The 25373-nt window shown below is 53.9% G+C and carries 28 protein-coding genes; 11 read left to right on the forward strand and 17 right to left on the reverse strand.

The features are described from left to right. Positions 1-209: 209 nt before the first annotated feature. A complete protein-coding gene (locus tag QWJ10_RS01645) occupies positions 210-1247 on the forward strand; it encodes an NADP(H)-dependent aldo-keto reductase (protein ID WP_289923880.1) in 1038 nt (345 codons plus the stop codon). 34 nt (positions 1248-1281) lie between these two features. On the opposite strand, the gene nfi is transcribed toward QWJ10_RS01645, so the two are convergent. From nfi to QWJ10_RS01665, 4 genes are all read right to left on the reverse strand, one after another. Then, a complete protein-coding gene (gene nfi / locus QWJ10_RS01650) occupies positions 1282-2019 on the reverse strand; it encodes a deoxyribonuclease V (protein WP_289923882.1) in 738 nt (245 codons plus the stop codon). Between the two features lie 72 nt (positions 2020-2091). Beyond that, positions 2092-3186, reverse strand: coding sequence for a cell division protein ZapE (gene zapE / locus QWJ10_RS01655; protein WP_037030784.1), 1095 nt, complete (start codon positions 3184-3186; stop codon positions 2092-2094). A gap of 106 nt (positions 3187-3292) precedes the next feature. Continuing rightward, entirely contained in the window at positions 3293-4645 is a 1353-nt protein-coding gene (locus QWJ10_RS01660) for a tryptophan--tRNA ligase (protein ID WP_289923887.1), read from the reverse strand. A gap of 81 nt (positions 4646-4726) precedes the next feature. Next, the gene (locus QWJ10_RS01665; RefSeq protein WP_289923889.1) at positions 4727-5359 is read right to left on the reverse strand and encodes an alpha/beta hydrolase; all 633 of its coding nucleotides are present in this window, start codon (positions 5357-5359) and stop codon (positions 4727-4729) included. 135 nt (positions 5360-5494) lie between these two features. Between QWJ10_RS01665 and QWJ10_RS01670 the strand changes: the two genes are divergently transcribed. Further along, a complete protein-coding gene (locus QWJ10_RS01670; protein ID WP_122043306.1) occupies positions 5495-5929 on the forward strand; it encodes a DUF1043 family protein in 435 nt (144 codons plus the stop codon). 46 nt (positions 5930-5975) lie between these two features. Here the strand turns inward: QWJ10_RS01670 and cysN are convergent, their stop codons facing one another. The 3 genes from cysN to QWJ10_RS01685 all read right to left on the reverse strand — a co-directional run bounded on the left by cysN (position 5976) and on the right by QWJ10_RS01685 (position 9669). Continuing rightward, positions 5976-7874 (reverse strand): sulfate adenylyltransferase subunit CysN, encoded by a 1899-nt coding sequence (cysN, locus tag QWJ10_RS01675; protein WP_289923893.1) that lies wholly within the window; start codon positions 7872-7874, stop codon positions 5976-5978. Between the two features lies 1 nt (position 7875). Then, the gene (cysD, locus tag QWJ10_RS01680; protein WP_289923895.1) at positions 7876-8793 is read right to left on the reverse strand and encodes a sulfate adenylyltransferase subunit CysD; all 918 of its coding nucleotides are present in this window, start codon (positions 8791-8793) and stop codon (positions 7876-7878) included. 117 nt (positions 8794-8910) lie between these two features. Beyond that, positions 8911-9669: a Nif3-like dinuclear metal center hexameric protein gene (locus tag QWJ10_RS01685; protein ID WP_122043309.1), complete on the reverse strand. Its 759-nt coding sequence runs from the start codon at positions 9667-9669 to the stop codon at positions 8911-8913. Between the two features lie 124 nt (positions 9670-9793). Between QWJ10_RS01685 and QWJ10_RS01690 the strand changes: the two genes are divergently transcribed. After that, positions 9794-10978, forward strand: coding sequence for a trypsin-like peptidase domain-containing protein (locus tag QWJ10_RS01690; protein WP_289923901.1), 1185 nt, complete (start codon positions 9794-9796; stop codon positions 10976-10978). An 18-nt stretch (positions 10979-10996) separates the two neighbouring features. Here the strand turns inward: QWJ10_RS01690 and hisC are convergent, their stop codons facing one another. From hisC to QWJ10_RS01740, 10 genes are all read right to left on the reverse strand, one after another. Continuing rightward, positions 10997-12058 carry a histidinol-phosphate transaminase gene (hisC, locus tag QWJ10_RS01695; protein ID WP_289923903.1) on the reverse strand — a complete coding sequence of 354 codons (1062 nt, stop codon included), beginning with the start codon at positions 12056-12058 and terminating at the stop codon, positions 10997-10999. 4 nt (positions 12059-12062) lie between these two features. Then, positions 12063-13373, reverse strand: coding sequence for a histidinol dehydrogenase (gene hisD / locus QWJ10_RS01700; RefSeq protein ID WP_289923904.1), 1311 nt, complete (start codon positions 13371-13373; stop codon positions 12063-12065). A gap of 122 nt (positions 13374-13495) precedes the next feature. Further along, positions 13496-14131, reverse strand: a complete 636-nt coding sequence (gene hisG / locus QWJ10_RS01705; protein ID WP_019365667.1) for an ATP phosphoribosyltransferase — start codon at positions 14129-14131, stop codon at positions 13496-13498. Positions 14132-14137: 6 nt separating this feature from the next. Continuing rightward, positions 14138-15403: a UDP-N-acetylglucosamine 1-carboxyvinyltransferase gene (gene murA, locus QWJ10_RS01710; RefSeq protein ID WP_010797295.1), complete on the reverse strand. Its 1266-nt coding sequence runs from the start codon at positions 15401-15403 to the stop codon at positions 14138-14140. Positions 15404-15425: 22 nt separating this feature from the next. Then, a complete protein-coding gene (locus QWJ10_RS01715; protein WP_010797294.1) occupies positions 15426-15665 on the reverse strand; it encodes a BolA family protein in 240 nt (79 codons plus the stop codon). A gap of 97 nt (positions 15666-15762) precedes the next feature. Continuing rightward, positions 15763-16074 carry an STAS domain-containing protein gene (locus QWJ10_RS01720; RefSeq protein WP_289923910.1) on the reverse strand — a complete coding sequence of 104 codons (312 nt, stop codon included), beginning with the start codon at positions 16072-16074 and terminating at the stop codon, positions 15763-15765. Further along, positions 16071-16718, reverse strand: coding sequence for an ABC transporter substrate-binding protein (locus QWJ10_RS01725; RefSeq protein WP_074827900.1), 648 nt, complete (start codon positions 16716-16718; stop codon positions 16071-16073). The genes QWJ10_RS01720 and QWJ10_RS01725 overlap by 4 nt, the downstream gene beginning before the upstream one ends. Before the next feature lie 12 nt (positions 16719-16730). Further along, positions 16731-17207, reverse strand: coding sequence for an outer membrane lipid asymmetry maintenance protein MlaD (gene mlaD / locus QWJ10_RS01730; RefSeq protein WP_019365671.1), 477 nt, complete (start codon positions 17205-17207; stop codon positions 16731-16733). After that, entirely contained in the window at positions 17207-18001 is a 795-nt protein-coding gene (mlaE, locus tag QWJ10_RS01735; protein ID WP_010797290.1) for a lipid asymmetry maintenance ABC transporter permease subunit MlaE, read from the reverse strand. The genes mlaD and mlaE overlap by 1 nt, the downstream gene beginning before the upstream one ends. Then, the gene (locus tag QWJ10_RS01740; protein WP_074827898.1) at positions 18001-18810 is read right to left on the reverse strand and encodes an ATP-binding cassette domain-containing protein; all 810 of its coding nucleotides are present in this window, start codon (positions 18808-18810) and stop codon (positions 18001-18003) included. The genes mlaE and QWJ10_RS01740 overlap by 1 nt, the downstream gene beginning before the upstream one ends. A gap of 210 nt (positions 18811-19020) precedes the next feature. Here QWJ10_RS01740 and QWJ10_RS01745 point away from each other — a divergent pair, with 210 nt between their 5' ends. From QWJ10_RS01745 to rapZ, 8 genes are all read left to right on the forward strand, one after another. Next, positions 19021-19995: a KpsF/GutQ family sugar-phosphate isomerase gene (locus QWJ10_RS01745; protein ID WP_010797288.1), complete on the forward strand. Its 975-nt coding sequence runs from the start codon at positions 19021-19023 to the stop codon at positions 19993-19995. Positions 19996-20140: 145 nt separating this feature from the next. Beyond that, positions 20141-20713: an LPS export ABC transporter periplasmic protein LptC gene (gene lptC / locus QWJ10_RS01750; RefSeq protein ID WP_010797287.1), complete on the forward strand. Its 573-nt coding sequence runs from the start codon at positions 20141-20143 to the stop codon at positions 20711-20713. Then, complete coding sequence (gene lptA / locus QWJ10_RS01755; RefSeq protein WP_010797286.1) at positions 20700-21245, forward strand: lipopolysaccharide transport periplasmic protein LptA; 546 nt, start codon at positions 20700-20702, stop codon at positions 21243-21245. Before lptC ends, lptA begins: the two co-directional genes overlap by 14 nt. Beyond that, positions 21242-21970, forward strand: a complete 729-nt coding sequence (gene lptB, locus QWJ10_RS01760) for an LPS export ABC transporter ATP-binding protein (protein WP_010797285.1) — start codon at positions 21242-21244, stop codon at positions 21968-21970. The genes lptA and lptB overlap by 4 nt, the downstream gene beginning before the upstream one ends. A 107-nt stretch (positions 21971-22077) precedes the next feature. Then, positions 22078-23574 carry an RNA polymerase factor sigma-54 gene (locus QWJ10_RS01765; protein WP_289923920.1) on the forward strand — a complete coding sequence of 499 codons (1497 nt, stop codon included), beginning with the start codon at positions 22078-22080 and terminating at the stop codon, positions 23572-23574. 123 nt (positions 23575-23697) lie between these two features. After that, positions 23698-24006, forward strand: coding sequence for a ribosome-associated translation inhibitor RaiA (raiA, locus tag QWJ10_RS01770; RefSeq protein WP_010797283.1), 309 nt, complete (start codon positions 23698-23700; stop codon positions 24004-24006). A 16-nt stretch (positions 24007-24022) separates the two neighbouring features. Then, positions 24023-24487 carry a PTS IIA-like nitrogen regulatory protein PtsN gene (ptsN, locus tag QWJ10_RS01775; protein WP_125889389.1) on the forward strand — a complete coding sequence of 155 codons (465 nt, stop codon included), beginning with the start codon at positions 24023-24025 and terminating at the stop codon, positions 24485-24487. Position 24488: 1 nt separating this feature from the next. Then, a complete protein-coding gene (gene rapZ / locus QWJ10_RS01780; RefSeq protein WP_197871981.1) occupies positions 24489-25352 on the forward strand; it encodes an RNase adapter RapZ in 864 nt (287 codons plus the stop codon). Positions 25353-25373: the final 21 nt, after the last annotated feature.

The following is a 25373-nucleotide window of genomic DNA, read 5'->3' on the forward strand; positions in this document are numbered from 1 at the left end:
CCGCCTGAAAAAAGACGGCAAATCTTACAGAACAGTACGATCCTTGACAAGTCAAGGGCAGCCGGAAACAGACGCTAATCGGGGGCTCGGGTCAGCGCGTCCGCTACGGCGAAAATCGACAGGCTAGGCATCCCCTGTCAATAAAGCTGCGGAATTATGACGATTACTGTGAAAATATCAACTGTTATCAGATCAAGAAAGGAAATTAAATGAAGTATCGTACCCTTGGACGAACCACTATCAGCGTCAGCGAACTTTGCCTGGGCACCATGACCTGGGGAGAGCAGAACACTCAGGATGAAGCTTTTGCTCAAATAGACCGGGCAGCGGAACATGGCATCAATTTCATGGATGCCGCCGAGATGTATCCTGTCCCGCCGCGACCAGAGACCTATGGCCAGACAGAGCGCATTATCGGAAATTACTTCAAGAAACGAGGCAACCGTGACCAATGGATCCTGACCAGCAAGGTTGCAGGGCCGGGCAATAACATTTCCCACATCCGTGACGGCAACCTCAAGCACAACCGGCAGCACATTGTCGCGGCGCTGGAAGGTAGCCTTGAGCGTCTGCAAACGGACTATATTGATCTTTATCAATTACATTGGCCGGACCGAGAAACTAATTTTTTCGGCAAGCTGGGCTATGTCCATAACGACAAGACGTTTACGCCGCTTGAGGAAACGCTTGAAGTCTTGAATGAGCAGGTCCAGGCGGGAAAGATTCGCCATATCGGACTTTCCAATGAGACACCATGGGGCACGATGCGCTTTCTTCAACTGGCGGAAGAGCGCGGCTGGCCACGTGCAGTCACCATTCAGAACCCCTACAACCTCCTGAACCGATCCTTTGAAGTAGGTTTGGCGGAAATCGCTATCCGCGAGCAATGCGGGCTCCTGGCCTATTCGCCACTGGCATTTGGCATGCTGACCGGAAAGTATGCCAACGGCGCAAAGCCGGAACACGCACGCCTGACACTGTTCAGCCGCTTCACTCGCTACAACAATCCTGAAACGATGCGAGCTACCGAACAATACGTTCAGCTAGCCAAGCAGCACGGCCTTGATCCTGCACAAATGGCACTGGCTTACGTTACCAGCCGTCCATTTGTTACCAGCAATATCATTGGAGCGACCTCTCTGGAGCAGCTTCAAAGCAATCTCGACAGCATAAATCTGACGCTATCGGAGGAAGTGGTCGCAGGCATTGAGGCCATTCATAAAATCCAACCCAATCCAGCGCCCTAACGGAAAAGCGCTTTCCCTCAAGAAAGCGCTTACGCTACGAGAATAAATCACCCTGATCCTCAAGCTGACCTGATGTCTGAGAAGACTTGTCTCGCCGAGAAGCCAGTCGATCAGCCAATCGGGTCGGCTCGGGCAGGCGGTGTTTACGCACGCACGCCATAACCAGTTCCGGTGCTGTTTTCAAACTGACCCGATTACCGGGCGACACGATCAGAGGCTTTACCTTGTCCTTGCTGCGTAAAACAGTGCCAATCAACTCTCCCTTGGCAAGCAAGTCCACTTGAGAGCCCCGTGTTTCTGCCAAAGGTTCATGGCTTCCCGTCAGGATTTTTTTCGCAACCCCTATCGTTGGCAGTCCTGTAACGACCCCCAAGTGGGCAGCAATACCCAAGCGCCTTGGGTGAGCAATCCCGTGACCATCGCAAAAGATCAGGTCCGGGGTGTCAGGCAGCTCCGATAAGGCCTGCAGAACCGCAGGCAGCTCCCGAAAGGAAAGCAACCCAGGAATGTAGGGCATATTGGTGGGGATACGAGCTACCGCCTGAGCAATGGGATCCAATGTTTCAGCATTGAGCAGGATGGCCGCAGCACGGGTCACGGCACCCTCCTCCTCAAAGCCTACATCCACGCCAGCAATCAGACGCAGCGAAGGAAAGTCATCCTCCAGTCTGACCTGCTTGGCTAGCTCAATCTGCTGTTTGCGCGCAGCGGCGGGCGTGCCGTCCCACTCATTGAAAGGTGAAGTAGCCACATTGACTCCTGTCGTTACCATTACGGTATTCGAACCGGATTGAATGCAGCCAGTTCCAGATAGCAGCAGAACCACACTTGCGGCCCCTGAATCTTATGGCTTATGCGCTCTCGACAGATATTCGTGGGATTGCATTTCCAGCAAACGGCTCAGCGTACGCTGAAATTCAAACTCGAGCCGTCCACCTGCATACAGATCCTTAAGCTCAACTTCTGCCGACAGGATCAATTTAACGTTACGGTCGTAGAACTCATCGACCAGGTTGATGAAACGACGCGCCATATCGTCTTTTGTTGCATTCATCTGCTCGACGTTGGAAACCAGTACCGCCTGGAAGATCTTACCCAGCTCAATGTAGTCGTTCTGGCTACGAGGACCGTCACAGAGCTCTCGAAACTCGAACCAGGCTACATCGTCGCACGTCTTGCGTGGTTTGATCTCCCGGTTCTCGATAACCAACGGCTCACCAGTTGATGCACTACCGCACTCCACCGTAAGCGCCTTGAAACTTTTGGCCATTTCCGTCTCGGCCTGCTCCGTTAACGGCCAGTGATAAAGCTCAGCCTGCTCCAGCGCGCGCAAACGATAATCTACACCGCTGTCAACATTGACGATTTCGGTGTGCTGCTTCAGCAATTCAATCGCAGGCAGGAAGCGGGCGCGCTGCAATCCATCCTTGTAAAGCCCGTCAGGGACAATATTGGAAGTCGCCACTAGCGATACGCCGTTTTTGAACAGCTCATCCAGCAGCGTTGCCAGAATCATGGCGTCGGTAATGTCCGATACGAAAAACTCGTCAAAGCAGATGACACGAGCTTCATCCGCAAAGCGCCGACCAATGATGGTCAATGGGTTCTTCTCACCTTTTAGCGTCTTCAACTCCTCATGCACCCTCTTCATGAACCGATGAAAGTGGGTACGCATTTTCTTGTCAAAGGGAAGTGAGTCATAAAAGGTGTCAACCAGATAGGTCTTGCCGCGCCCTACTCCGCCCCAGAAATAAAGCCCCTTTACAGGGCCGGCGGGCTTTTTACCCAAAAGACGGCCTAGCAACCCAGGCTTGCTGTCTGCCTGGCTAACCAAGTCATCATAAAGCCGCTGAAGGTGCTTTACTGCCTGCTCCTGGGCAGGATCATGAAAAAAGTCGGGACGTTCCAGATCGGCCTTGTAGCGCTCTAAGGGTGTCATGACAGGCTGCATAGATTCGAAGGGGAGCTCACTTTAGCGGCGAGCTTCCAAGTTGACAATTAACGAGGCAAGCGGCTTAAGCTGCCCGCCTCGGCGATAGGCGCCATTACTCGGCAGTCATTTCCACCAGTGCTTCACGCAAGGCATCAACAGCGTGTTGACGCTCATCGGCATTAGCGAAGTCCGGACTTTCCGCCACAGGCTCGCCAGCCAGCCATACCGTGAAGCGTAGCTCTTCTGCCTTGATTTCCAGCTGCCCAACCTCGCTCTGGAGGCGCTGCGTCATCTGCCCAGCGGTTTTTGGATCCGCAAAGGCGCGAGAAAGCAGCAGTTGAGAGCCATCGGCGGCCAGCAGCCTGAAGCGGAAAGAACCATCATGCTCGCGGAAGCTAACGAAACGCGCCCGCTTCGCGGCCTTTTTCTTGATCTTTTCAGTCTTGACCTGAGCATTCAGGGAGCGAAGCCCCACAGCCTCGCGCAACTCACCCAGGAACGGTGTAGCTATCTTGCGCGCCTTGGTAGCACCAGCTAGAAGAACGTCTTCAATGTCGTCTGGCTTGGCAATCAATGCATTGTAATGCTCTCTTGCCTCACCCAGCTCTGCCTCCAAAAGCTGGAACAGACGCTGCTTGGCCTCCCCCCAAGCCAGACCACCCTGCAGATCATGACGGAACTCGGCCGTCTGCTCGGCTGTAGCAAATGCCTGATAAAGCGTAAACAAATGAGCGCTGTCCGGATCTTTAGGTTCGCCCGGCTCTCGCGAATCAGTGACGATACGGGCAATCGCTTCCTTGAGCTGCTTGGCAGTCCCAAAAAGTGGGATCGTGTTATCGTAGCTTTTGGACATCTTGCGACCATCCAGCCCCGGCAGAGTGGCAACCGTCTCCTCGATAAGCGCTTCAGGCAGCTCAAAGAAATCCTTGCCGGCACCAAACAGATGATTGAAGCGTTGAGCGATGTCACGTGCCATTTCAACGTGCTGGATTTGGTCCCGACCTACCGGTACTTGATGAGCGTTAAACATCAGGATGTCTGCTGCCATCAGGACCGGATAGCTGTATAGCCCCATCGTGACGCCAGCATCCGGGTCTTCGCCAGCAGCGACGTTCTTGTCAACGGAGGCCTTGTAAGCATGAGCGCGGTTGAGCAAGCCTTTGGCGGTGACGCAGGTTAACAGCCATGTCAGCTCCGGTATTTCCGGAATATCGGATTGGCGATAGAACGTGACCCTTTCAGGATCAAGACCACACGCCAGCCATGTAGCAGCAATTTCAAGGCGAGAGCGCTGAATACGCAACGGATCATCGCACTTGATCAAGGCGTGATAATCCGCCAGGAAATAAAACGAGTCGGTATCGGCCGAGCGACTGGCTACAATGGCAGGACGGATAGCGCCTGCATAATTACCAAGGTGAGGAGTACCGGTTGTGGTAATACCGGTCAGAATACGTGTGGTCATGGCGTATGGTGCATTCTCATCTAGGGCGGCCAGTATCAGGCATGGCCGCCAATTACGGCGTCTTCGGACGCAACGGCTTAATCAGTCCAGTCGAGGCTGGACCAGCGCTTTGAGGTCGGTCAGTTTGCCATGAAAGAAATGGCTGCACTCAGGGACTTTGATCAAGTCATGGCGCTGCTGCAACGCTTCAGACCAGGCATAGACCTTTTCCGGCGTGACGACTTCATCAGCCTCGGGCTGAATGACTGTCAAAGGACAGCGCAGCGGTAGCTTACCCTCAATATCGAAGCGTTCGACAGAGGGGGCCAGCATGAACAGACGAGTCAATGCCTGCCCGTCTCCTTCCAGACGCCCTGCCAGGCATCCCGCCACACAGGCACCGAATGAAAACCCCATGACGGTTAAAGGTACCCCTGGGTGCTGCCTTATCAACCACTGTGCAGCCGCATAGGCATCATCAATTTCACCTGCTCCTTCACCGTAGCTTCCAGCGCTTTGTCCCACGCCTCGAAAGTTGAAACGTAGCGTGGAAAAGCCTGCATCCCTTACAGTACGTTGCAGCGTAGAAATGACCTTATTATGCATAGTCCCGTCAAACAGGGGATGCGGATGGCAGATGATCGCTACGCCACGGGCGTCAGGATGATCAAGATGCAAGGCTTCGAGTGGCCCTGAAGGCCCTTCGATCAAAACTGGATTTTCTCGTGTAGACACACCTGAACTCCGTGACCCTCTATCGGGTCGACTCGTCTAGCTCGTTGACTGCGCTCACTATTTAACATGGGACAGTGTACAAGCGCAGCAAGAAGCCGTTACCGTAATGCAAAAGACGTTCAGAGAGGAAGATTCGTGGACCAGTCCCTGACTATTTGGCTAATGCCTGTTATTGCCCTGCTCGTTGGTATAGGCATCGGCTTTCTGATTGCGCGCCTGATGCCTGGCACCGCGCCCAACCGAGTACAACGCCAGCTTGACGAGCTTCAGCAGCGCTTTGACAGTTATCAACATGAGGTCACTAGCCACTTCAGCACAACGGCAGGACTTGTGAAAAAACTCACCCAGAATTACCAGGATGTGCAGCGTCACCTTTCCGAAGGTGCGGATCGCCTGGCTCTGGACGAGTTGACACGCCAGCGCCTACAAGCGGCCCTGCATAGCCATGATAACTACCCATCACCACGCGACCGTCTGGACGGTCCTGCAGAGGCGCCCAAGGACTACGCGCCAAAGGGCGATACTGACAGCGGGCTGGATGAGGCCTATGGCCTTAAGAATCATCGCTGAAAAGATAAATAAAAAGCCCGGCAATAGCCGGGCTTTTTATTAACACCTAGATATGACCTCTGGCCCGCAGCAAGGCAATTACCTGCCTGGCTCCTTCCTCGATGGAAAGGCTTTGCGTATCGATTACCAGATCGGCGTTTAGCGGCACATCGTAGGGAAAGGACTCGCCCGGGATGTTGTCACCCTCAGCCGCATACAGCCCCTGAGGATCGCGCTCACGACATGCCTGCGGAGAGGCCTGAACGTACACTGTAATGACCCGCTCAGGACCAATCAGCGTCTTGGCCTGCTCACGCCCTTCGGCGTCCGGCGCTACGAATGCGGCAAGGGTCAATAGGCCGGCTTCATTGAACTGACGGGCCACATGGGCCGCCCGAAGCCAATTTTCACGACGCCCTGCACGATCCTGCGGAAGCCCCTTGTTAAGGTCATGACGCAGGTTCTGCCCATCCAGTACATACACCGCACGTCCGGCATCGAACAGCTTGCGCTCGACTGCGTACGCCAGCGTACTCTTGCCTGCGCCGGAAAGACCTGTAAAGAGCACCGTAGCAGGCTGCTGGCCAAACCGAGCCGCGCGCTCCTCAGTGGAGACATGTAGCTGATGGCCATGCTGATCGGTAGTACCGCCCACCTTGGGATCCGCGATGATCATGCCTGCGCCGACCGTACCATTGGTAAGCCGATCGATAACGATGAAGGCACCCGTGGTACGGTTGCGCTCGTAACTGTCTAGAGCGATAGGGGCATCCAGGCTGACCTTGACCCGCGCAATCTCGTTCAGCTTGAGCTGGCTGGCCTGACCTTTTTCCAGCGTGTTCACATCAACCGTATGCACGATGCTGGGCAGAGAGCCAGGGACATAGCTGGTTGCACGCTTGATATCGTATTTCTTGCCGGGCAGCATGGGCTCTTCAGCCATCCAAACCAGCATGGCTTCGAAGCTGTCCGTCACGTGGGGGCGATTATCTGGATGAACCAGCAGATCTCCACGGGAGATATCGATTTCATCTTCAAGCGTCAGCGTAACGGCCTGACCAGGAATAGCCTGCTCCAGCTCGCCTTCGAACGTGACGATGGATTTCACGCGGCTACCCTTGCCTGACGGCAACACAACAACCTCATCACCCTTATGCACCACACCAGAGGCCAGAGTACCGGCAAACCCGCGAAAGTTCAGGTTTGGACGGTTTACGTACTGAACCGGAAAGCGCATGTCGGTGACATTGCGATCGGCTGCGATCTCGACGGTTTCCAGAATTTCCATCAGCGGCTTGCCGGTATACCAGGGCGTTTGCTCGCTGCGATTGACCACGTTATCGCCCTTGAGCGCTGACATCGGGACAAAGTGAATGTCCTTGGCGCCCAGATTGATGCGCTCGGCAAAGCTCAGGTAGTCCTCACGGATCCGGTTGAAAACCGCTTCGTCAAAGCCCAGCAGATCCATCTTGTTCACCGCAACCACAACGTGCTTGATGCCGAGCAGCGATGCAATAAAACTGTGACGACGTGTTTGGGTCTGCACACCGTAACGTGCGTCGATCAGGATAATCGCAAGGTCACAGGTGGATGCACCGGTCGCCATGTTGCGGGTGTACTGCTCATGACCAGGGGTATCGGCGATGATGAACTTGCGCTTGGCCGTAGAAAAATAACGATACGCCACATCAATGGTGATGCCCTGCTCACGCTCGGCCTGCAAGCCATCCACCAGCAGCGCCAGATCCACTTCCTCGCCTGTGGTACCGACTTTCTTGGAGTCGCGAGTAATTGCCTCAAGATGATCTTCATAGATCATCTTGGAATCATGCAGCAGGCGACCGATCAGGGTGCTCTTGCCATCATCTACGTTGCCGCACGTCAGGAAGCGAAGTAGCTCCTTGCGCTCGTGCTGGGCCAGGTATGCCAGGATGTCCTGACTAATCAGTTCGGATTGATGCGACATATTAGAAATACCCCTGACGTTTCTTCTCTTCCATTGACCCCGCCGCATCATGGTCAATGACTCGACCCTGACGCTCGGAGGTCCGAGTCAGCAGCATTTCCTGAATGATATCGGGTAGCGTAGCCGCAGAAGACTCGACCGCCCCGGTAAGTGGATAGCAACCCAGGGTACGGAAGCGGACCTGCTGCTTATGAATACGTGCTTTTTCCTCGTCGGAAAGGTGATCAAGAATACGATCGTCGTCGATCATGATGAGCGTGCCATTCTTCTCGATGACGTCCCGCTCTGCCGCAAAGTACAGCGGAACGATCGGGATACTCTCCAGATAGATGTATTGCCAGATATCCAGCTCGGTCCAGTTCGAAAGCGGGAAGACCCGAATCGATTCGCCCTTATTGATGTTGCCGTTGTAGATATTCCACAACTCCGGGCGCTGGTTCTTTGGATCCCAGCGGTGCTTGGTGTCACGGAACGAATAGACGCGCTCCTTGGCACGAGACTTTTCTTCATCGCGACGGGCGCCGCCAAAGGCAGCATCGAAGCCGTATTTGTCCAGTGCCTGTTTGAGGCCTTGAGTCTTCATCACATCGGTATGCTTGGCGCTACCATGTGTAAAGGGATTGATTCCCTGAGCGACACCTTCTGGGTTTTGGTGAATCAGAAGATCCAGCCCCATTTCCTTGACCATGCGATCACGAAACTCGTACATGGCTTTGAATTTCCAGCCTGTATCGACGTGCAGAACAGGAAACGGCAACTTGCCGGGAAAAAAGGCTTTACGCGCCAGATGCAGCATTACCGCGGAATCTTTACCGATGGAATACAGCATCACAGGGTTGTCGAATTCGGCGGCCACCTCACGAATGATGTGGATGCTTTCCGCCTCGAGCTGTTTCAAATGAGTCAGTTTATCGAGCATGGCTACTCACGGAATTGCGGAGGGACGGCCAGCGGGCCGTGGACGAACACTCACGATACCACAGCATAACTCTTCTATTCAGGAGCCTGCTTAGAACCAAGTGTTCTATATATATATTCAAGCCGGATTCGAACTGTCGATGAAGACATGCTCTATGCCAAAACGTCCTGCAAGATACTCTCCCAAAGCCTGAACGCCGTAACGCTCGGTCGCATGATGGCCAGCCGCAAAAAAACTGATGCCATTTTCACGCGCACTGTGAACGGTCTGCTCCGATACTTCACCTGTAAGATAGGCATCAACACCAGCGGCGATAGCCTGATCGATATAACCCTGGGCTCCCCCTGTACACCAGGCGATCCGCTTGATGGGGCGATCACCCTCGATTACGAGAGGTTCGCGCCCTAGAACATGCTTGATATGAGCTGCAAACTCGGCAGCGGTACGCGGTTCACTTAGTGTCCCTTGCAAAACGATAGAGCGTGGATTACCTGGCTCGATCCCTCCCTCAACCGTGATACCCAAGCGCTCGGCCAGCTGAACGTTATTACCCACCACAGGATGCAAATCGAGCGGCAGGTGATAAGCCACCAGGCTCACGTCATTAATGATCAAGGTCTTGAGTCGACGCTGCTTCATTCCGATGACACGCGGATCCTCGCTCTTCCAGAAATAGCCGTGGTGCACAAGCACCATGTCGGCCCCCGCCTCTATCGCGGCATCCAACAACGCCTGGCTTGCGGTCACACCGCTAACGATACGACCCACCGTAGCGCGACCTTCCACTTGCAGGCCATTGGGGCAGTAATCCTTGATTGCAGCAGCATCAAGATAGCGGTTCGCCTCATCCAGCAGTGTCGTCAAGGCTATGGTCATGGTTATATTCTCCATTAAACAGGCTCTACCAATCGGTTCGCATGTCTTTATAGACAAAGGCAGCTCCGTATAATGGCCGCACCTTATCGGCCGTACACAGGCCTCGCAACAAGGATTGGTAATAATGTTAAAGGCCTTGCGCTCCTACGGCTGGCCCATCGTGGTAGGCATCCTGCTGGCAGCGGTGGTAGTCATTCGATTTCCTGAATGGGTAGGCTTGCCCAAGCAGCAGGTACATTTCGAGCAGACGACTGAGACCTCCCCTCGCACTCAAGGCCCGGTCTCTTATGCTGATGCCGCCAGCAAGGCAGCTCCGGCCGTAGTTTCACTACGTTCGACCAAGCATCCCAAGAAGCCCAGTGCGCCAATTCAGGATGACCCCTTATTCAAACCCTACTTTGATAAGAACCCACCAAAGAGTAACGAAGAGCTGAGCCTGGGTTCGGCAGTGATCATGAGCCATGAAGGCTATCTGCTGACCAACAACCATGTCACCTCTGACGCCGATACCATTGTCGTGGCGTTGCAGGATGGCCGGCAGACAGTGGCGCATCTGATAGGAAGCGATCCCGATACGGATCTGGCTGTTCTCAAGATTGATCTGGATAGTCTTCCGGCCATCTCCATCGGCCATTCGGAAGCCATTCGCATTGGGGATGTGGCACTGGCTATTGGCAACCCGTTCGGCGTAGGTCAGACTGTGACCATGGGCATTATCAGTGCCACAGGTCGTAACCAGCTGGGGCTAAATACCTATGAGGATTTCATCCAGACAGATGCAGCCATCAACCTGGGTAACTCTGGTGGGGCACTGGTAGATGCCAACGGCAATCTGATTGGGATCAACACAGCGATTTTATCCGGTGGCTCACAGGGTATCGGCTTCGCCATACCCATCAAACTGGCCATGGACGTCATGCAATCAATCATTGCCCACGGCCAGGTAATTCGCGGCTGGTTAGGGGTTGAGGTGGAACGTATTTCTCCAGAGCTTGCCGCTTCGTTCAACCTGCCTAATCAGGACGGCATTGTCGTTTCTGGGGTTTACCCCAACGGTCCGGCACAACGTGCCGGCCTGCAGCCAGGCGACATTCTGCTTAAGCTAGACAACGAACCTGCGATCGATGGTCGCCAGTCCATGAATCAGGTCGCACGCAGCAGACCCGGAGACAAGATCTCGATAGAAGTGCTTCGCAATGGAAAGCCGCTTAAACTGACCGGAATCATAGGCTTAAGGCCACCCATTGATACCAGCACGTCATCCGAGCCCTCTCCTGATGAGTCAACACAAAAAAACGGCGCCCCATAGGCGCCGTTTCTTCTTCCATCAGGCGAGTCCGTAGTCCTTCAACGCCTCGATCAAAACAGCATTTTGTTCTGGCGTACCAATAGTGATACGCAAGAACTTATCGATTCGAGGCTTATTGAAATGACGCACAATGACGCGTCTTTCACGCAATGCAGCCGCCAATTCAGCCCCCTCATACGAAGGGTGCTGAGCGAACACGAAATTTGCAGCAGAGGGCAGCACATGGAAACCCAGTGCTTCCAATTCGGCTATCAGCACCGTTCGGCTTTCAATCACTGCTCCGCACGTTTGACTGAAATAATCCCTGTCTTCAAACGCTGCGACGGCGCCTGCCAGCGCCAACCGATCAAGCGGGTATGAATTGAAACTGTTCTTGACCCGCTCCAATGCTTCGATGAGATCGGGATGACCTACTGCCAGCCCAACCCTCAAGCCTGCCAGGGAGCGAGACTTGGAGAGCGTTTGAGTCACTAGCAGATTTGGATAACGACCCACCAGTGAAATAGCAGTCTCGCCACCAAAATCCACATAGGCTTCATCAACCACCACAACCGAGTCCGTGTTCTTTTGCAGAAGCGACTCGATGTGCTCCAACCCTACCAGACACCCTGTAGGCGCGTTAGGATTGGGGAAAATAATACCGGCGTTAGGCCGGATGTAGTCTTCCAGATTGATTTGATAGTGTTCATCCAGTGGCAACGCTTCGAATGGAATTTCATACAACCCACAGTACACCGGGTAGAAGCTGTAAGAAATGTCCGGGAACAGCAAGGGCGCCTTGTGCTGAAACAAGCCGTGAAAGATATGGGCAAGCACTTCATCCGAACCATTGCCTACAAACACTTGCTCGACATTGATTGAATAATACTCTGCTACCGCCTGCTTCAACCGATCCCCATTGGGATCAGGGTACAGCCGCAAGCCCTCGCCCAGTTCGGCCCGTATCGCATCAATAACCTTGGGCGAAGGGCCGTAGGGGTTTTCGTTGGTGTTGAGTTTTACCAGATTGGCAATCTTGGGCTGCTCGCCAGGTACATACGGCACCAGCTTCTCGACAAAGGGGCTCCAGAATCGACTCATGACATCACTCCTTGATCCGGTATTCAGCGCTGCGCGCATGAGCTGTCAGAGACTCCCCACGCGCAAGCACCGAGGCGGTACGCCCTAGCACTGAAGCGCCATCCGCGGAACAAAAGATCAAGGACGAGCGCTTCTGGAAGTCATACACGCCCAAAGGAGAAGAGAAACGTGCAGTGCCGGACGTGGGTAGAACATGGTTGGGCCCTGCACAATAATCCCCCAGTGCCTCGGCGGTATAACGCCCCATGAAGATCGCGCCCGCGTGGCGAATGCCCGGCAACCAGGCTTCAGGATCAGCTACAGAGAGCTCCAAATGCTCAGGCGCAATGCGATTGACGACCTCGCAGGCCCGAGCCTGATCGGCAACATGAATCAGAGCACCTCGTCCTTCCAAGGACGTTCGGATGATTTCAGCACGCTCCATTGTAGGCAGAAGACGAGCGATACTTTCAGCAACCCTGTCCAGAAACTCGGCATCAGGGCTGACAAGTATCGACTGGGCATCTTCATCATGCTCAGCCTGAGAAAACAGATCCATGGCGATCCAGTCTGGATCAGTCTGGCCATCACAGACCACTAGAATCTCGGAGGGCCCGGCAATCATGTCGATACCCACCTGTCCGAAGACATGACGCTTGGCCGTTGCAACATAGATATTGCCTGGCCCTACGATCTTGTCCACACGAGGAACGCTTTGCGTACCGTAAGCCAGTGCCGCTACTGCTTGCGCACCACCCACAGTAAAAACGCGGTCCACGCCTGCAATGCACGCAGCAGCGAGCACCAGCTCGTTGATTTCACCGCGAGGCGTTGGCACGACCATTACAACTTCAGCAACACCGGCAACCTTGGCAGGAATGGCGTTCATCAACACCGAAGAGGGATAGGAAGCCTTGCCGCCAGGTACATATAACCCAGCCCGATCAAGCGGCGTCACTTGCTGCCCAAGAACGGTGCCATCCGCTTCCGTATAACGCCAGGAGTCCTGCTTTTGCTTTTCGTGATAGCTGCGAACACGATCTGCTGCATGCTCAAGAGCATTTCGCTGCTCATCGGTAATGCGCATAAGAGCCAACTCAAGTCTTTCGCGAGGCAGAATCAGATCAGCCATTGAGCTAGCCTGAACGGCATCGAAGCGCTGTGTGAACTCCACCAGAGCTTCATCCCCTCGGGTGCGAACAGCCTCGATAATCTCCAGGACTCGCTGATTGACGCCAGCGTCAGAAACACTTTCCCAGCTCAGCAGATGATCCAGATGACGCGCGAAATCAGGATCGGCAGCGTCGAGTCGGCGAAGCGTAATCGGTGCGGTCATAGCGAAGCCTCTTATCAATGGCTAGTCTCAGGCACCGCTAGAGTATCAGCCCTGCCGTGCGGGTACCTGAGAAAATTGGCTATGACACGGATAGGCAGGCACGGCATCAGCCGTGCGAAAGGTCAGGCCTGGTGTCGCTCTTCGACCGTAGCACGCAGCACATCGATCAGCGCCTGGATACGCGCGTGCTGCATCTTCATCGAAGCCTTGTTGACGATCAATCGAGAGCTAACATGGGCAATCAGCTCCTGTGGCTCAAGCCCATTGGCGCGCAAGGTATTACCTGTATCGACCACGTCAATGATCTTGTCAGCCAGCCCCACTAGCGGTGCAAGCTCCATGGAGCCATAGAGCTTGATGATATCGACCTGACGTCCCTGCTCGGCATAGTAACGTTTGGCGATATTGACAAACTTGGTCGCTACCTTGAGGCGGCCACGTGGCTCTGGAGCATTTACTGCACCCGCTGTCATCAGCCGGCATTTGGCGATCTGCAGATCCAGCGGCTCGTAGAGTCCTTGGCCAGAGTGCTCCATAAGCACATCCTTTCCCGCAACACCCAAGTCAGCTGCGCCTTGCTCAACGTAGGTCGGCACGTCAGTCGCACGTACGATCAACAAGCGCACATCATCCAGACTTGTGGGGATGATCAGCTTGCGGCTTTTATCGGGGTCTTCAGTTGGGACGATACCCGCCGCCGCAAGAAGCGGCAGCGTATCGTTCAGGATTCGGCCTTTTGAAAGCGCGATAGTCAGCATGAGCCCTTAACCCGGAACACGGCGAATTTTAGCACCCAGAAGTTGTAGCTTTTCCTCGATGCACTCATAACCCCGATCGATATGGTAGATGCGGTCGATCAGGGTATCGCCTTCCGCTACCAGCGCAGCGATTACCAGGCTGGCCGATGCACGCAAGTCAGTAGCCATTACGGGGGCAGCCTTCAGGTGAGGAATGCCGGTTACGATGGCAGCATTACCTTCCACAGCGATCTGAGCACCCATGCGAGTCATTTCATAGACGTGCATGAAGCGGTTTTCAAAGATCGTTTCAACGACCGTTCCTGTGCCTTCTGCCACAGCGTTCATGGAGATGAACTGCGCCTGCATATCTGTTGGGAATGCAGGGTACGGTGCAGTACGCACATTGACTGCCTTGGGTCGATTCCCTTTCATATCCAGCTCGATCCAATTGGATCCAGTAGAAACGTGGGCACCTGCCTCTTCCAGCTTGAGCAGAACGGCTTCGAGAATGGAAGGATCAGTATCCTTGAGCTTGACGCGACCACGGGTAGCCGCCGCCGCAACCAGATAACTACCCGTCTCGATACGGTCGGGCAGTACGGAATAACGGGCGCCACCCAGACGCTCGACACCTTCTACCGTAATGGTATCGGTACCGGCACCTTCAATATGGGCTCCCATGGCGATCAGGCAATTGGCCAGATCCACGACTTCCGGCTCACGTGCAGCGTTCTGGATGACGCTACGTCCTTTGGCCAGCGTTGCCGCCATCAGAACGTTTTCAGTACCGGTTACACTGACGGTATCAAAGAAGTAATGTGCGCCACGCAGGCCGCCCGCTGGAGCCTTGGCTTTGATATAGCCTGCCTCGACTTCAATCTGGGCACCCATCGCCTCAAGGCCACGCAGGTGCAAATCGACCGGACGCGAGCCAATGGCACATCCGCCGGGCAATGCGACTTCGGCTTCACCGAAACGAGCCAGCATCGGACCCAGCACCAGAATAGAGGCTCGCATGGTCTTGACCAGCTCATAGGGCGCTACAAGCGTCTTGATAGTCGAAGCATTTACTTCAACGTTGAGCTTTTCGTCGATAACCGGCTGCACCCCCATACGACCGAACAATTCGATCATGGTAGTGATGTCATGCAGATGCGGCAGATTGCAAACAGTTACAGGCGTATCCGCAAGCAAGGTGGCAGCCAGGATCGGCAAGGCAGAGTTTTTTGCGCCTGAAATACGGATCTCTCCGTTTAGGCTGGCGCCACCGGTAATAATCAATTTATCCATAGGTATCTCGGCGGCGCCGAACTCAAGCCCGTTCAGCCCAAGCGGCGCGCGTATAGAATTTCATAGTGACTGCATGGATACTGCCATCAGCGATCAATGCATTGAGATGGGAATAGACTTGCTGCTGGCGCTTTACTGGGCTCATAGCAGCCAATTCATCGCCAATCAGGTTCAATTGGAAGTTGCAGCCCTCGCCTTCTACCTCAACCTGAGTTTCCGGCAGTTGCGCTTCCAATAAGCGTTTAACTTCTTCAGCCTGCATGTTCAACCTCCTGGCAGCCTATTCCGCAGCCAGACATAATACAAAAAAGCCCCCCAACTGCGAACCCCAAGGTTGCAGATAGAGGGCGATGGGATATTCAATGAGAGAGAGGAAGAATGTCCAGCAAACCGGACACACTTGCGATCTGCTTCATATCTGCAGGCAAATTCCAAACCTCAAGTTTTTTGCCAGCCTGCAACACATCACGTTGAAAGGACAGCAACAAGGAAAGCCCTGCACTGTTGGAGCGCTCGACACCAGCACAGTCGATCACGATCACATCGGTACTGCTCTGCTGTATATAGCGCTGCCCTTCCTGACGCAGCGCTACCGTCGTCTGATGATCGAGAAGACCAGACAGCATCATGACGCCCGGCACCTTCTCTCCTAGATGCGCCTGCGTACTCATGAGCCAGCCTGGGCCTTTTGAGCTTCAGGAGAGTTTTTGGCACGCGCCACGGTATTAGCCCAGCTATCGATAACCTTGTCCAAGTTGTTGCCGTTGGCCTGCATGGACTGGGCAAACTGATCACGGAACAGCTTACCGATATTAATGCCGTTGATGATTACGTTACGCACTCTCCAACTGCCATTGATATTTACCATAGTATAGGAGACCGGATAGACAGTTCCGCGGCTATCACGTACTTCCATGCCTACGCTAGTACGCTCGGGATCATTGTCAGTTGCCGGCAGAACCTTGATACCCTGATTGTTGTACTCCAACAGTGCGTTACCATAGAACTGCATCAGGCTTCGCTTAAAGTTCTCCTGGAAGCGAGCCATTTGCTCAGGCGATGCCTGACGACTGTACCTTACGGTCATGATGCTGCGGGAGATACCTTCGGCATCAACGACCGGACCAAGGATCTCGTTCAAAGAGTTATAGAAAGCATCTGGATTGCTCCGATATGTTTCCTTGTTGGTTTGCAGATCAGACAGCAACTTATCTGTAGTCTGTTGAATGACATCGTGAGCCGAAGGCGCTGCAGAGGCCAGCAATGGCACTACGGCCAGCAAGGCCAGAACGCTGTTTCGCAATAATTTGAGCATGTCGTGTCCTTCTTACTTATCGCCAGACGAATCTTTGTTGACGGTGTTGAGCAGGAATTTGCCGATCAGATCTTCCAATACCAGCGACGACTGGGTATCACGAATAGTTCCGCCATCTTTGACAACCTCCTCATCCCCTCCCACGCTAATACCAATATATTTTTCACCCAACAGACCTGCTGTCAGGATGGAGGCGGTGGAATCGACCGGAATGTTATCGACCTGTTGGTCGATCTGCATGGTCACTCGACCACGGTAGCTATCACGATCCAGATCGATTGCGGTGACTCGGCCAATCGTGACGCCTGACATCGTGACTTTTGCACGTACGGTCAGACCGGCGATATTGTCGAAATAGGCATACGCTTTATAGGTGTCATTGTGCTCGCCAACGCTCAAGCCACTCACTCGCAAAGCCAACAGCAAGAGAGCCAGCAAGCCAGCGAGCAGAAACAGGCCGACACCAATTTCCTGGGTGCGGGTTTGCATCAGATATCTCCAAACATCAAAGCAGTCAAAAGAAAGTCGAGACCCAGCACTGCCAGAGAGGCATAGACAACTGTTCGGGTCGTCGCGCGGCTGATCCCTTCGGAAGTAGCGTCGCAGTCGTACCCCTGGAACACGGCGATCCAGGTCACCACAAAGGCAAAGACAAGGCTTTTAATCATGCCGTTGATGACATCCGCCATCTGGACGCTGTTCTGCATGTTGCTCCAGAACGAGCCGTCGTAGACGCCGAGCCAGTCAACCGCAACCATCGCACCGCCCCAGATACCTACAACGCTGAAGATGGCCGAGAGCAGAGGCAAGGAAATAAAGCCCGCCCACAGACGCGGAGCCACTATATATTTGAGCGGATCAACACCGATCATTTCGAGGCTGGACAACTGCTCTGTCGACTTCATGTTGCCGATTTCAGCCGTTAACGCGGAACCTGCGCGACCTGCGAACAGAAGCGCACTAACTACAGGGCCCAACTCTCTCAACAGGGTAAGCGCCACCATCTGCCCAACCGCCTGTTCCGAACCATAGGTAACCAGAATGTTATAGCCCTGAAGTGCTATAACCATACCGATGAAAAGACCGGAAACCAGGATGATGGGTAGCGATAAAACCCCCACCGAATAGAGCTGTTTGATCAGCAACTGTCCACCCTTGCCTGCGCCGGAGCGGCCAAACAAGGATTGCAATAGCAAAAGAACAGAACGACCAGCTGCAGCCAATACATCCAGGCCTGTGCGCCCCAATAAGCGGATGCGCTCAAGCAGTGAAATGTGACGCATTAGCGCCTCCCCAAAAGATCTTCGCTATAGTCAGGCGCTGCGAAATGGAAGGGTACCGGGCCATCCGGGGTACCTTTTATGAACTGAAGCACTCGTGGATCAGACGACTCCTTGAGCTCTGCGGGGGTTCCTTGGCCCAGCACCTGTGTATCCCCGACAATGTAAAGATAGTCAGCGATACTTGCCGTCTCGGCCAGATCATGTGACACAACGATACTGGTCAATCCCAGTGCATCATTGAGCAGACGAATCAGGCGCACCAGTACGCCCATGGCAATGGGGTCCTGTCCCACGAAAGGCTCGTCATACATCAGGATCTGAGGATCCAATGCAATCGCCCGAGCCAGAGCCACCCGGCGCTTCATGCCTCCGGACAGCTCATCGGGCATCAACTCGATAGCGCCCCGCAGACCGACCGCCTGAAGTTTCATCAGGACGATATCCCGGATCATCTCCTCAGGCAGCTTGGTATGAACCCGAAGAGGAAAGGCCACGTTTTCGAAAACATCAAGGTCAGTAAACAGTGCACCGCTCTGAAACAGAACGCCCATCTGCTTACGCACATTGAACAGATCACTTCGTGACAGCGTGGGAAGATTGAGATTGTTAACCCATACCTCACCCTTTTCAGGGCGCAACTGGGCTGCAATCAAGCGTAACAGCGTTGTCTTGCCGCTCCCTGAAGGCCCCATAATACCGGTCACCTTGCCACGCGGGATGCGGATATCAACATTCTCGTAGATGGTACGCTCGCCTCGCTTGAAGGTAACGCCTTTAAGCTCGACCGCATACTCGCTATCGGTGTTCATCTAAACTCCTAGCTTACAGCCCTCCTGGCAGACGCATCGAATAGCATCCAAGGCACTTTTAAGGGCCTATTCGACAAGGACATAGCATAACATTTCAGCGCTACCTCCCCAACATGAACATAATTCAATCGTTTTCATAGGAGGGGGGATTGATTGTCGTTATAATTCTGCGTTTTCAATCAATCTGCTGCCCAGCAAACTGGTAGACAAATGACCCACGCTGCAAATTTCATCGAATCCGCAAATCGTACCATCAGCTATGAAGTGGAAGCCGTGAACGCATTGCGTGGGCGTATAGATGATCGCTTTGTCAAAGCCTGTGAACTGATGCTGGACTGCAAGGGCCGCATCGTTGTACTGGGCATGGGAAAGTCCGGACATATCGGCAATAAGATTGCGGCCACGCTGGCAAGCACAGGCACACCCGCGTTTTTCGTCCATCCCGCCGAAGCAAGCCACGGCGACATGGGGATGATTACTCAGGCGGACATTGTGCTGGCCCTGTCCAACTCTGGCTCTACCCCTGAAATAGTGACGCTCTTGCCACTTATCAAGCGACTGGGAATCACGTTGATCAGTATGACAGGCAATCCCCAGTCACCTCTGGCCCAGGCAGCTACTGTCAACCTGGACGCAGGCGTTGCCAAGGAAGCCTGCCCGCTGAATCTTGCACCGACCTCCTCCACCACTGCCAGTCTGGTTCTGGGGGATGCGCTTGCCATTGCCTTGCTCGATGCACGAGGCTTCACGGCTGAAGATTTTGCCTTTTCTCACCCCGGCGGCGCTCTGGGCCGACGCCTGCTTCTCAAGGTCGAGCATGTCATGCATAGCGGGAAGGAGTTACCTCAAGTGCCACGAGGCACTTCGCTTAGCGGTGCATTACTTGAGATGTCCCAAAAAGGGCTTGGCATGACCGTCGTCACGGAGCCTGATGGCCGACTGGCAGGTATTTTTACTGATGGGGACCTTCGGCGTGCGCTTGATCGCGGAATTGACGTACGCTCAACGACCATAGACCACGTCATGACGGAGCATGGTCGTACGGCACGCCCACAGATGCTGGCAGCCGAGGCATTGAAAGTCATGGAAGATCACAAGATTAGCGCCTTGGTTGTGGTCGACGAGAAAGATTACCCTCTGGGGGCACTGAACATGCACGACCTGCTTCGCGCAGGCGTCATGTGAATGCAGCTCATATCGAGAAATAGCCCATCATTGCTGCTGCATGGCAGTGATGGCACTCATAAATGCTTTACGTCTCAAATGGTACAGAGCCTTTGCCGTGCTTTATGCCGCCGTTTGACTACAATGCTTTTGCAGGCCTTTTGTCATGTTCCGTACACTGCGTAAACCTGTACTTTATGTCCTGATTGCCCTGGCGCTAGTCGCTATCGGTTACTGGAACCTCTTGCCGCAACGGTTTATCGATGACCCGGCAGGCAATGCCCAGACCGATAATGCCATTGATGCCTATGCAACAAATGTCAAAACGATCCAGTACCGTGCCGATGGAAAGGTACAATACGAGATGACAGCCGAACGGCTTGATCACGTTCAGGCCACCGATGTCACACTGGTTTCGAAACCCGATATGCTGGCATACCGCGGTACTGACCTGCCCTGGCATGTTCGCAGCGCAAGGGCCGAGGTGGCGCCAAAAGGTACACAGGCTGAGTTGATCGATGATGTAAGAGTCGAGCGTACAGACGAAAAGGGCCGCCCTATCGTGATGACGACGACGCGAATGACTGTTTTTCCTGACAAAAATTATGCGCAGACTGAGCAAGCCGTTAAGATTGAGGCCGCTAATAGCGTGACCACAGCGAAAGGCATGAAAGCGTACCTGAATGACGGCAGAATGCTCCTGCTGTCCAATGTAAGAGGCCAGCATGAGGTTCGTTAAATCTCTACCCCTTCTTTTAACCCTGGGCGCTACGTTCGGAAGCGTTAACGCCTGGGCTCTACCTTCTGACCGCAACCAGCCCATCCGGGTACAGGCCGACAGCGCCGAACTCGATGACAAGCAGAACGTAGCGGTTTATCGAGGCGACGTCATCATTACGCAAGGCACGATGAAGATCACGGGTAACACCGTGACCATCACCCAGGACAACAACGGCAATATCAAGGTCGCCACTGCCGTTGGCAAGCCGGCTCACTATGAGCAGAAGCCATCGGCGGACAAAGATACGGTGAAGGCTTACGGCCTGACTATCCAGTACTATGCGGATGAAAACCGAATCGTTCTGATCGACCAGGCACGCGTTGAACAGCAAGGCAATACGTTCGAAGGCGAAAAGATCGTTTACGACACCCAGCGCCAGATCGTGAATGCTGGCCGTGCAAACGGTAACAAGATCACCACGCCAAGACCACGTATCGACATGGTCATCCAGCCCAAGAACAAAGACCAGCAGCCGGGGCAAGCTCAATGACAGTACTGCTCAAAGCCCAGCATCTGGCCAAGAGCTATAAGGGTCGCCAAGTGGTCCGGGATGTCAGCCTGACCATCGAAAGCGGCCAGATCGTGGGACTGCTCGGACCTAACGGTGCAGGCAAGACGACATGCTTTTATATGATCGTAGGGTTGGTCAACGCCGATCATGGCCGTGTCCTGATCGATAACCAGGATGTCACCAATCTGCCTATGCACGGCAGAGCGCAGGCAGGTATCGGTTATCTCCCCCAGGAAGCATCGATATTCCGCAAGCTGACCGTGGCCAACAACATCATGGCCATCCTTGAAACACGCAAGGACCTGGACCGAAACGGACGCACCCAGGCGCTCGAGTCGCTGCTTCAGGAATTTCACATCACCCATATTCGTGACAACCTAGGCATGAGCCTGTCGGGTGGGGAACGTCGTCGCGTTGAGATTGCTCGCGCCCTAGCCACGGCGCCCAAGTTCATTCTGCTGGATGAGCCCTTTGCCGGTGTCGACCCTATTTCAGTGGGTGATATCAAGCAAATCATTCGCCACTTGAAAGCCAAAGGCATTGGCGTTTTGATCACGGATCACAATGTTCGGGAAACCCTCACAATCTGTGAGATGGCTTATATTGTGAATGACGGACAGCTGATTGCTGAAGGCGATGCCGAAAGCGTGCTAGCCAACGACCTGGTTAAGGAAGTTTATCTGGGGCACGAATTCCGCCTCTAGGCAAAAGGGTAAAAACCAGGCATATAATTTGCTCATCCCTACCAAATTATCTGGTGGGCTCCGTGGCGCAGTTCGCGTCTGTAGATTAAGGTGCTAAGCCCGCAGCCATGAAACCATCGTTAGTTTTAAAGATGGGCCAGCAGCTGACCATGACTCCTCAGCTGCAACAGGCCATTCGCTTGCTTCAACTTTCGACGCTTGATCTCCAGCAGGAAATTCAGGAAGCCCTGGAATCCAACCCCATGCTCGAGCGGCAAGAAGAAGGCGATGATTTTGATCACAGCGACCCGCTTGCCGATGGCGAGGAGTTATCGAATCCTGGTAGCCAGGAGGTTACGTTCAAGGATACGGCTCCCTCGATAGAGACCTCTGAGTCCGACGAGTCTGAATGGAGTGACCGCATCCCCAATGAGCTTCCCGTCGATACTGCATGGGAAGATATCTATCAGACAAGCGCGAGCAGCCTTCCGAGCTCTGACGACGATGAATGGGATTTCACCTCCAGAACATCGACAGGTGAAAGTCTGCAGAGCCATCTTCTCTGGCAACTGAATCTGGCCCCGATGTCGGACGTGGATCGCATGGTCGCCATGTCGATCATCGACGGCATCAATAATGATGGCTACCTCGAAGAATCACTCGAAGACATACACGCCTCGCTAGATCCTGAGCTTGAGGTAGAGATTGATGAAGTCGAAGTGGTTTTACGTCGTGTTCAACAGTTCGAACCGGCAGGCGTAGGCGCACGTAATCTCAAGGAATGCCTGCTGCTGCAACTCAATCAACTTTCTGGCAAAACACCACGGCTGGCGGAAGCCAAGCGCTTGGTCACAGATTATCTGGACGTCCTAGGCAGCCGCGATTACAGCCAGCTCATGCGCCGCATGAAGATCAAGGAAGATGAGTTACGCGACGTAATTGAGCTGATTCAAAGCTTGCACCCCCGGCCAGGCTCCCAGATTGAATCAGGTGAAGCCGAGTATGTAGTTCCTGATGTCATCGTGCGCAAACATAATGACCGTTGGCTGGTTGAGCTGAACCAGGAGGCGGTGCCGCGGCTACGCGTAAACTCACAATATGCCGGTTTCGTGAAACGTGCCGACAGCAGTGCAGATAACACTTTCATGCGTAACCAGTTGCAGGAAGCTCGCTGGTTCATTAAGAGTCTGCAGAGCCGTAACGAGACCCTGATGAAGGTTGCGACGCAAATCGTCGAGCATCAGCGTGGCTTTCTAGAGTATGGCGAAGAAGCCATGAAACCACTCGTACTTCACGATATTGCCGAGGCGGTTGGCATGCACGAGTCCACAATTTCTCGTGTGACCACCCAAAAGTATATGCACACGCCTCGTGGCATATACGAATTGAAATACTTCTTCTCCAGTCACGTAAGCACGGCCGAGGGCGGTGAATGCTCGTCGACCGCCATTCGCGCCATCATCAAAAAACTTGTTGCTGCCGAAAATGCAAAAAAGCCATTGAGCGACAGCAAGATCGCTGGTTTACTGGAGTCACAAGGCATACAGGTCGCGCGTCGGACTGTAGCCAAATACCGTGAGTCGCTGGGCATTGCTCCATCGAGTGAACGGAAAAGGCTGGTCTAGACTTAGGCGGCTCGCCACGAGCGGACTGCGAGCGCGGGGGAAAGAGGCGCTTATCGCTCAACAGTGTTTCTTCGGCAGGCCTAATGCCTGCCTGTTACACCACGGCAATAAGGAGAACGCGGTATGCAAGTCAACATCAGTGGGCATCAACTGGATGTTACCGACTCCCTTCGCAGCTACGTTGGAGAAAAGCTCGCCCGACTTGAACGCCACTTCGATCGCATTACCAGTGCTCAGGTAATCATGCAGGTCGATAAACTGAAACAGAAAGTTGAAGCCACCTTGCATGTTGCAGGTGCGTCTGTCGTTGCAAATGCCGAACATGAAGACATGTACGCTGCCATCGACCTTCTCACCGATAAACTCGACCGCCAGTTGATCAAACACAAAGAGAAACAGCTCGAGAGGCAGCAAGGGTTGGGCGTCCGTTGAGACTTAACATCACCCTATGATTCGATTAGAAACCATTCTGACACCTGGCCGCTCACACGTGAGCGTGCCAGGTGTCAGCAAAGAAAGTGTGCTTCAGCAGATTTCTGAAATTGCTGCGACTGACCTGCCAGGGCAAGACGCTCACTCGATTTTCGAAAGCCTCATGGCCCGAGAAAAGTTAGGGTCGACCGGTTTCGGCAATGGAATAGCTATTCCTCACTGCCGCCTGAGTGGCTCCAAGGAGCCTATTAGTGTGCTGTGCCACCTGCAAACACCGGTAGACTTCGACTCACTCGACGGAGCGCCAGTAGACCTTATTTTCGTCCTGCTGGTACCCGAAGCCGCTACCGAGCAGCATCTGGAGTTGTTGCGTCAGATTGCAGCAATGCTGGATAAGACTGAAATCCGCGACCGACTGCGCCATGCAACTACTAGCAATGGGCTCTATCAAATAGTTATCGACGCCCAAAGCGGTCATTAACATGCATCTGATTATCGTCAGTGGACGCTCCGGATCTGGCAAAAGCACAGCACTAGATGTGCTGGAAGACAACGGCTTTTATTGCATCGATAATCTACCTGCCGGTCTTTTACCGGACCTGTCCGAGCGCGCCCTGACTGAATCCGAAGGGGCTCAGTCTCAGATAGCCCTGTCTATCGACGCCCGCAACCTGCCTAGCCAGCTACAACGCTTTCCCGAGCTGCTTGAGCAAGTCAGATCACGCCATATCCGTTGCGATGTGCTGTATCTGGATGCAGATGATCAGACACTGCTCAAACGGTTCTCGGAAACCCGCCGTCGTCATCCGCTTACGAGCGAGTATCGTTCGCTGGCTGAAGCCATTGAGGATGAGCGTCAGCTGCTGATGCCTATTGCCGATCTGGCTGACCTGAAGATCGACACCACTCATCTGAATCTTTATCAGCTCAAGGACATGATCAAGCTACGCTTGCTCAATGCACCCGAGCCTGGCACTGCGTTTCTAATCGAGTCGTTTGGTTTCAAACGAGGCCTCCCGGTTGATGCAGATATGGTTTTCGATATCCGCTTCCTGCCCAATCCCTATTGGAAAGCAGAGCTCAGGGAGCTTTCAGGTCTAGATCAACCCGTGATCGAGTATCTGGAGGAGCAACCCGAGGTCGAAGGGCTCTACCAAGACATCTATAATTACCTGTCTAAATGGCTGCCCAATTTCGCCGCTAACAATCGCTCTTATGTAACGATTGCGATTGGCTGTACGGGAGGCCACCACCGCTCGGTTTACATTGCCCAGCGACTGGGAACAGCTCTCAAATCAAAACTGAAAAAAGTCCAGATTCGCCACCGCGACCTACCTGGACAATAGCGATTAAGGACACTCAACGTA

Source organism: Pseudomonas sp. WAC2 (assembly GCF_030403525.1).
Taxonomy (GTDB): domain Bacteria; phylum Pseudomonadota; class Gammaproteobacteria; order Pseudomonadales; family Pseudomonadaceae; genus Chryseomonas; species Chryseomonas luteola.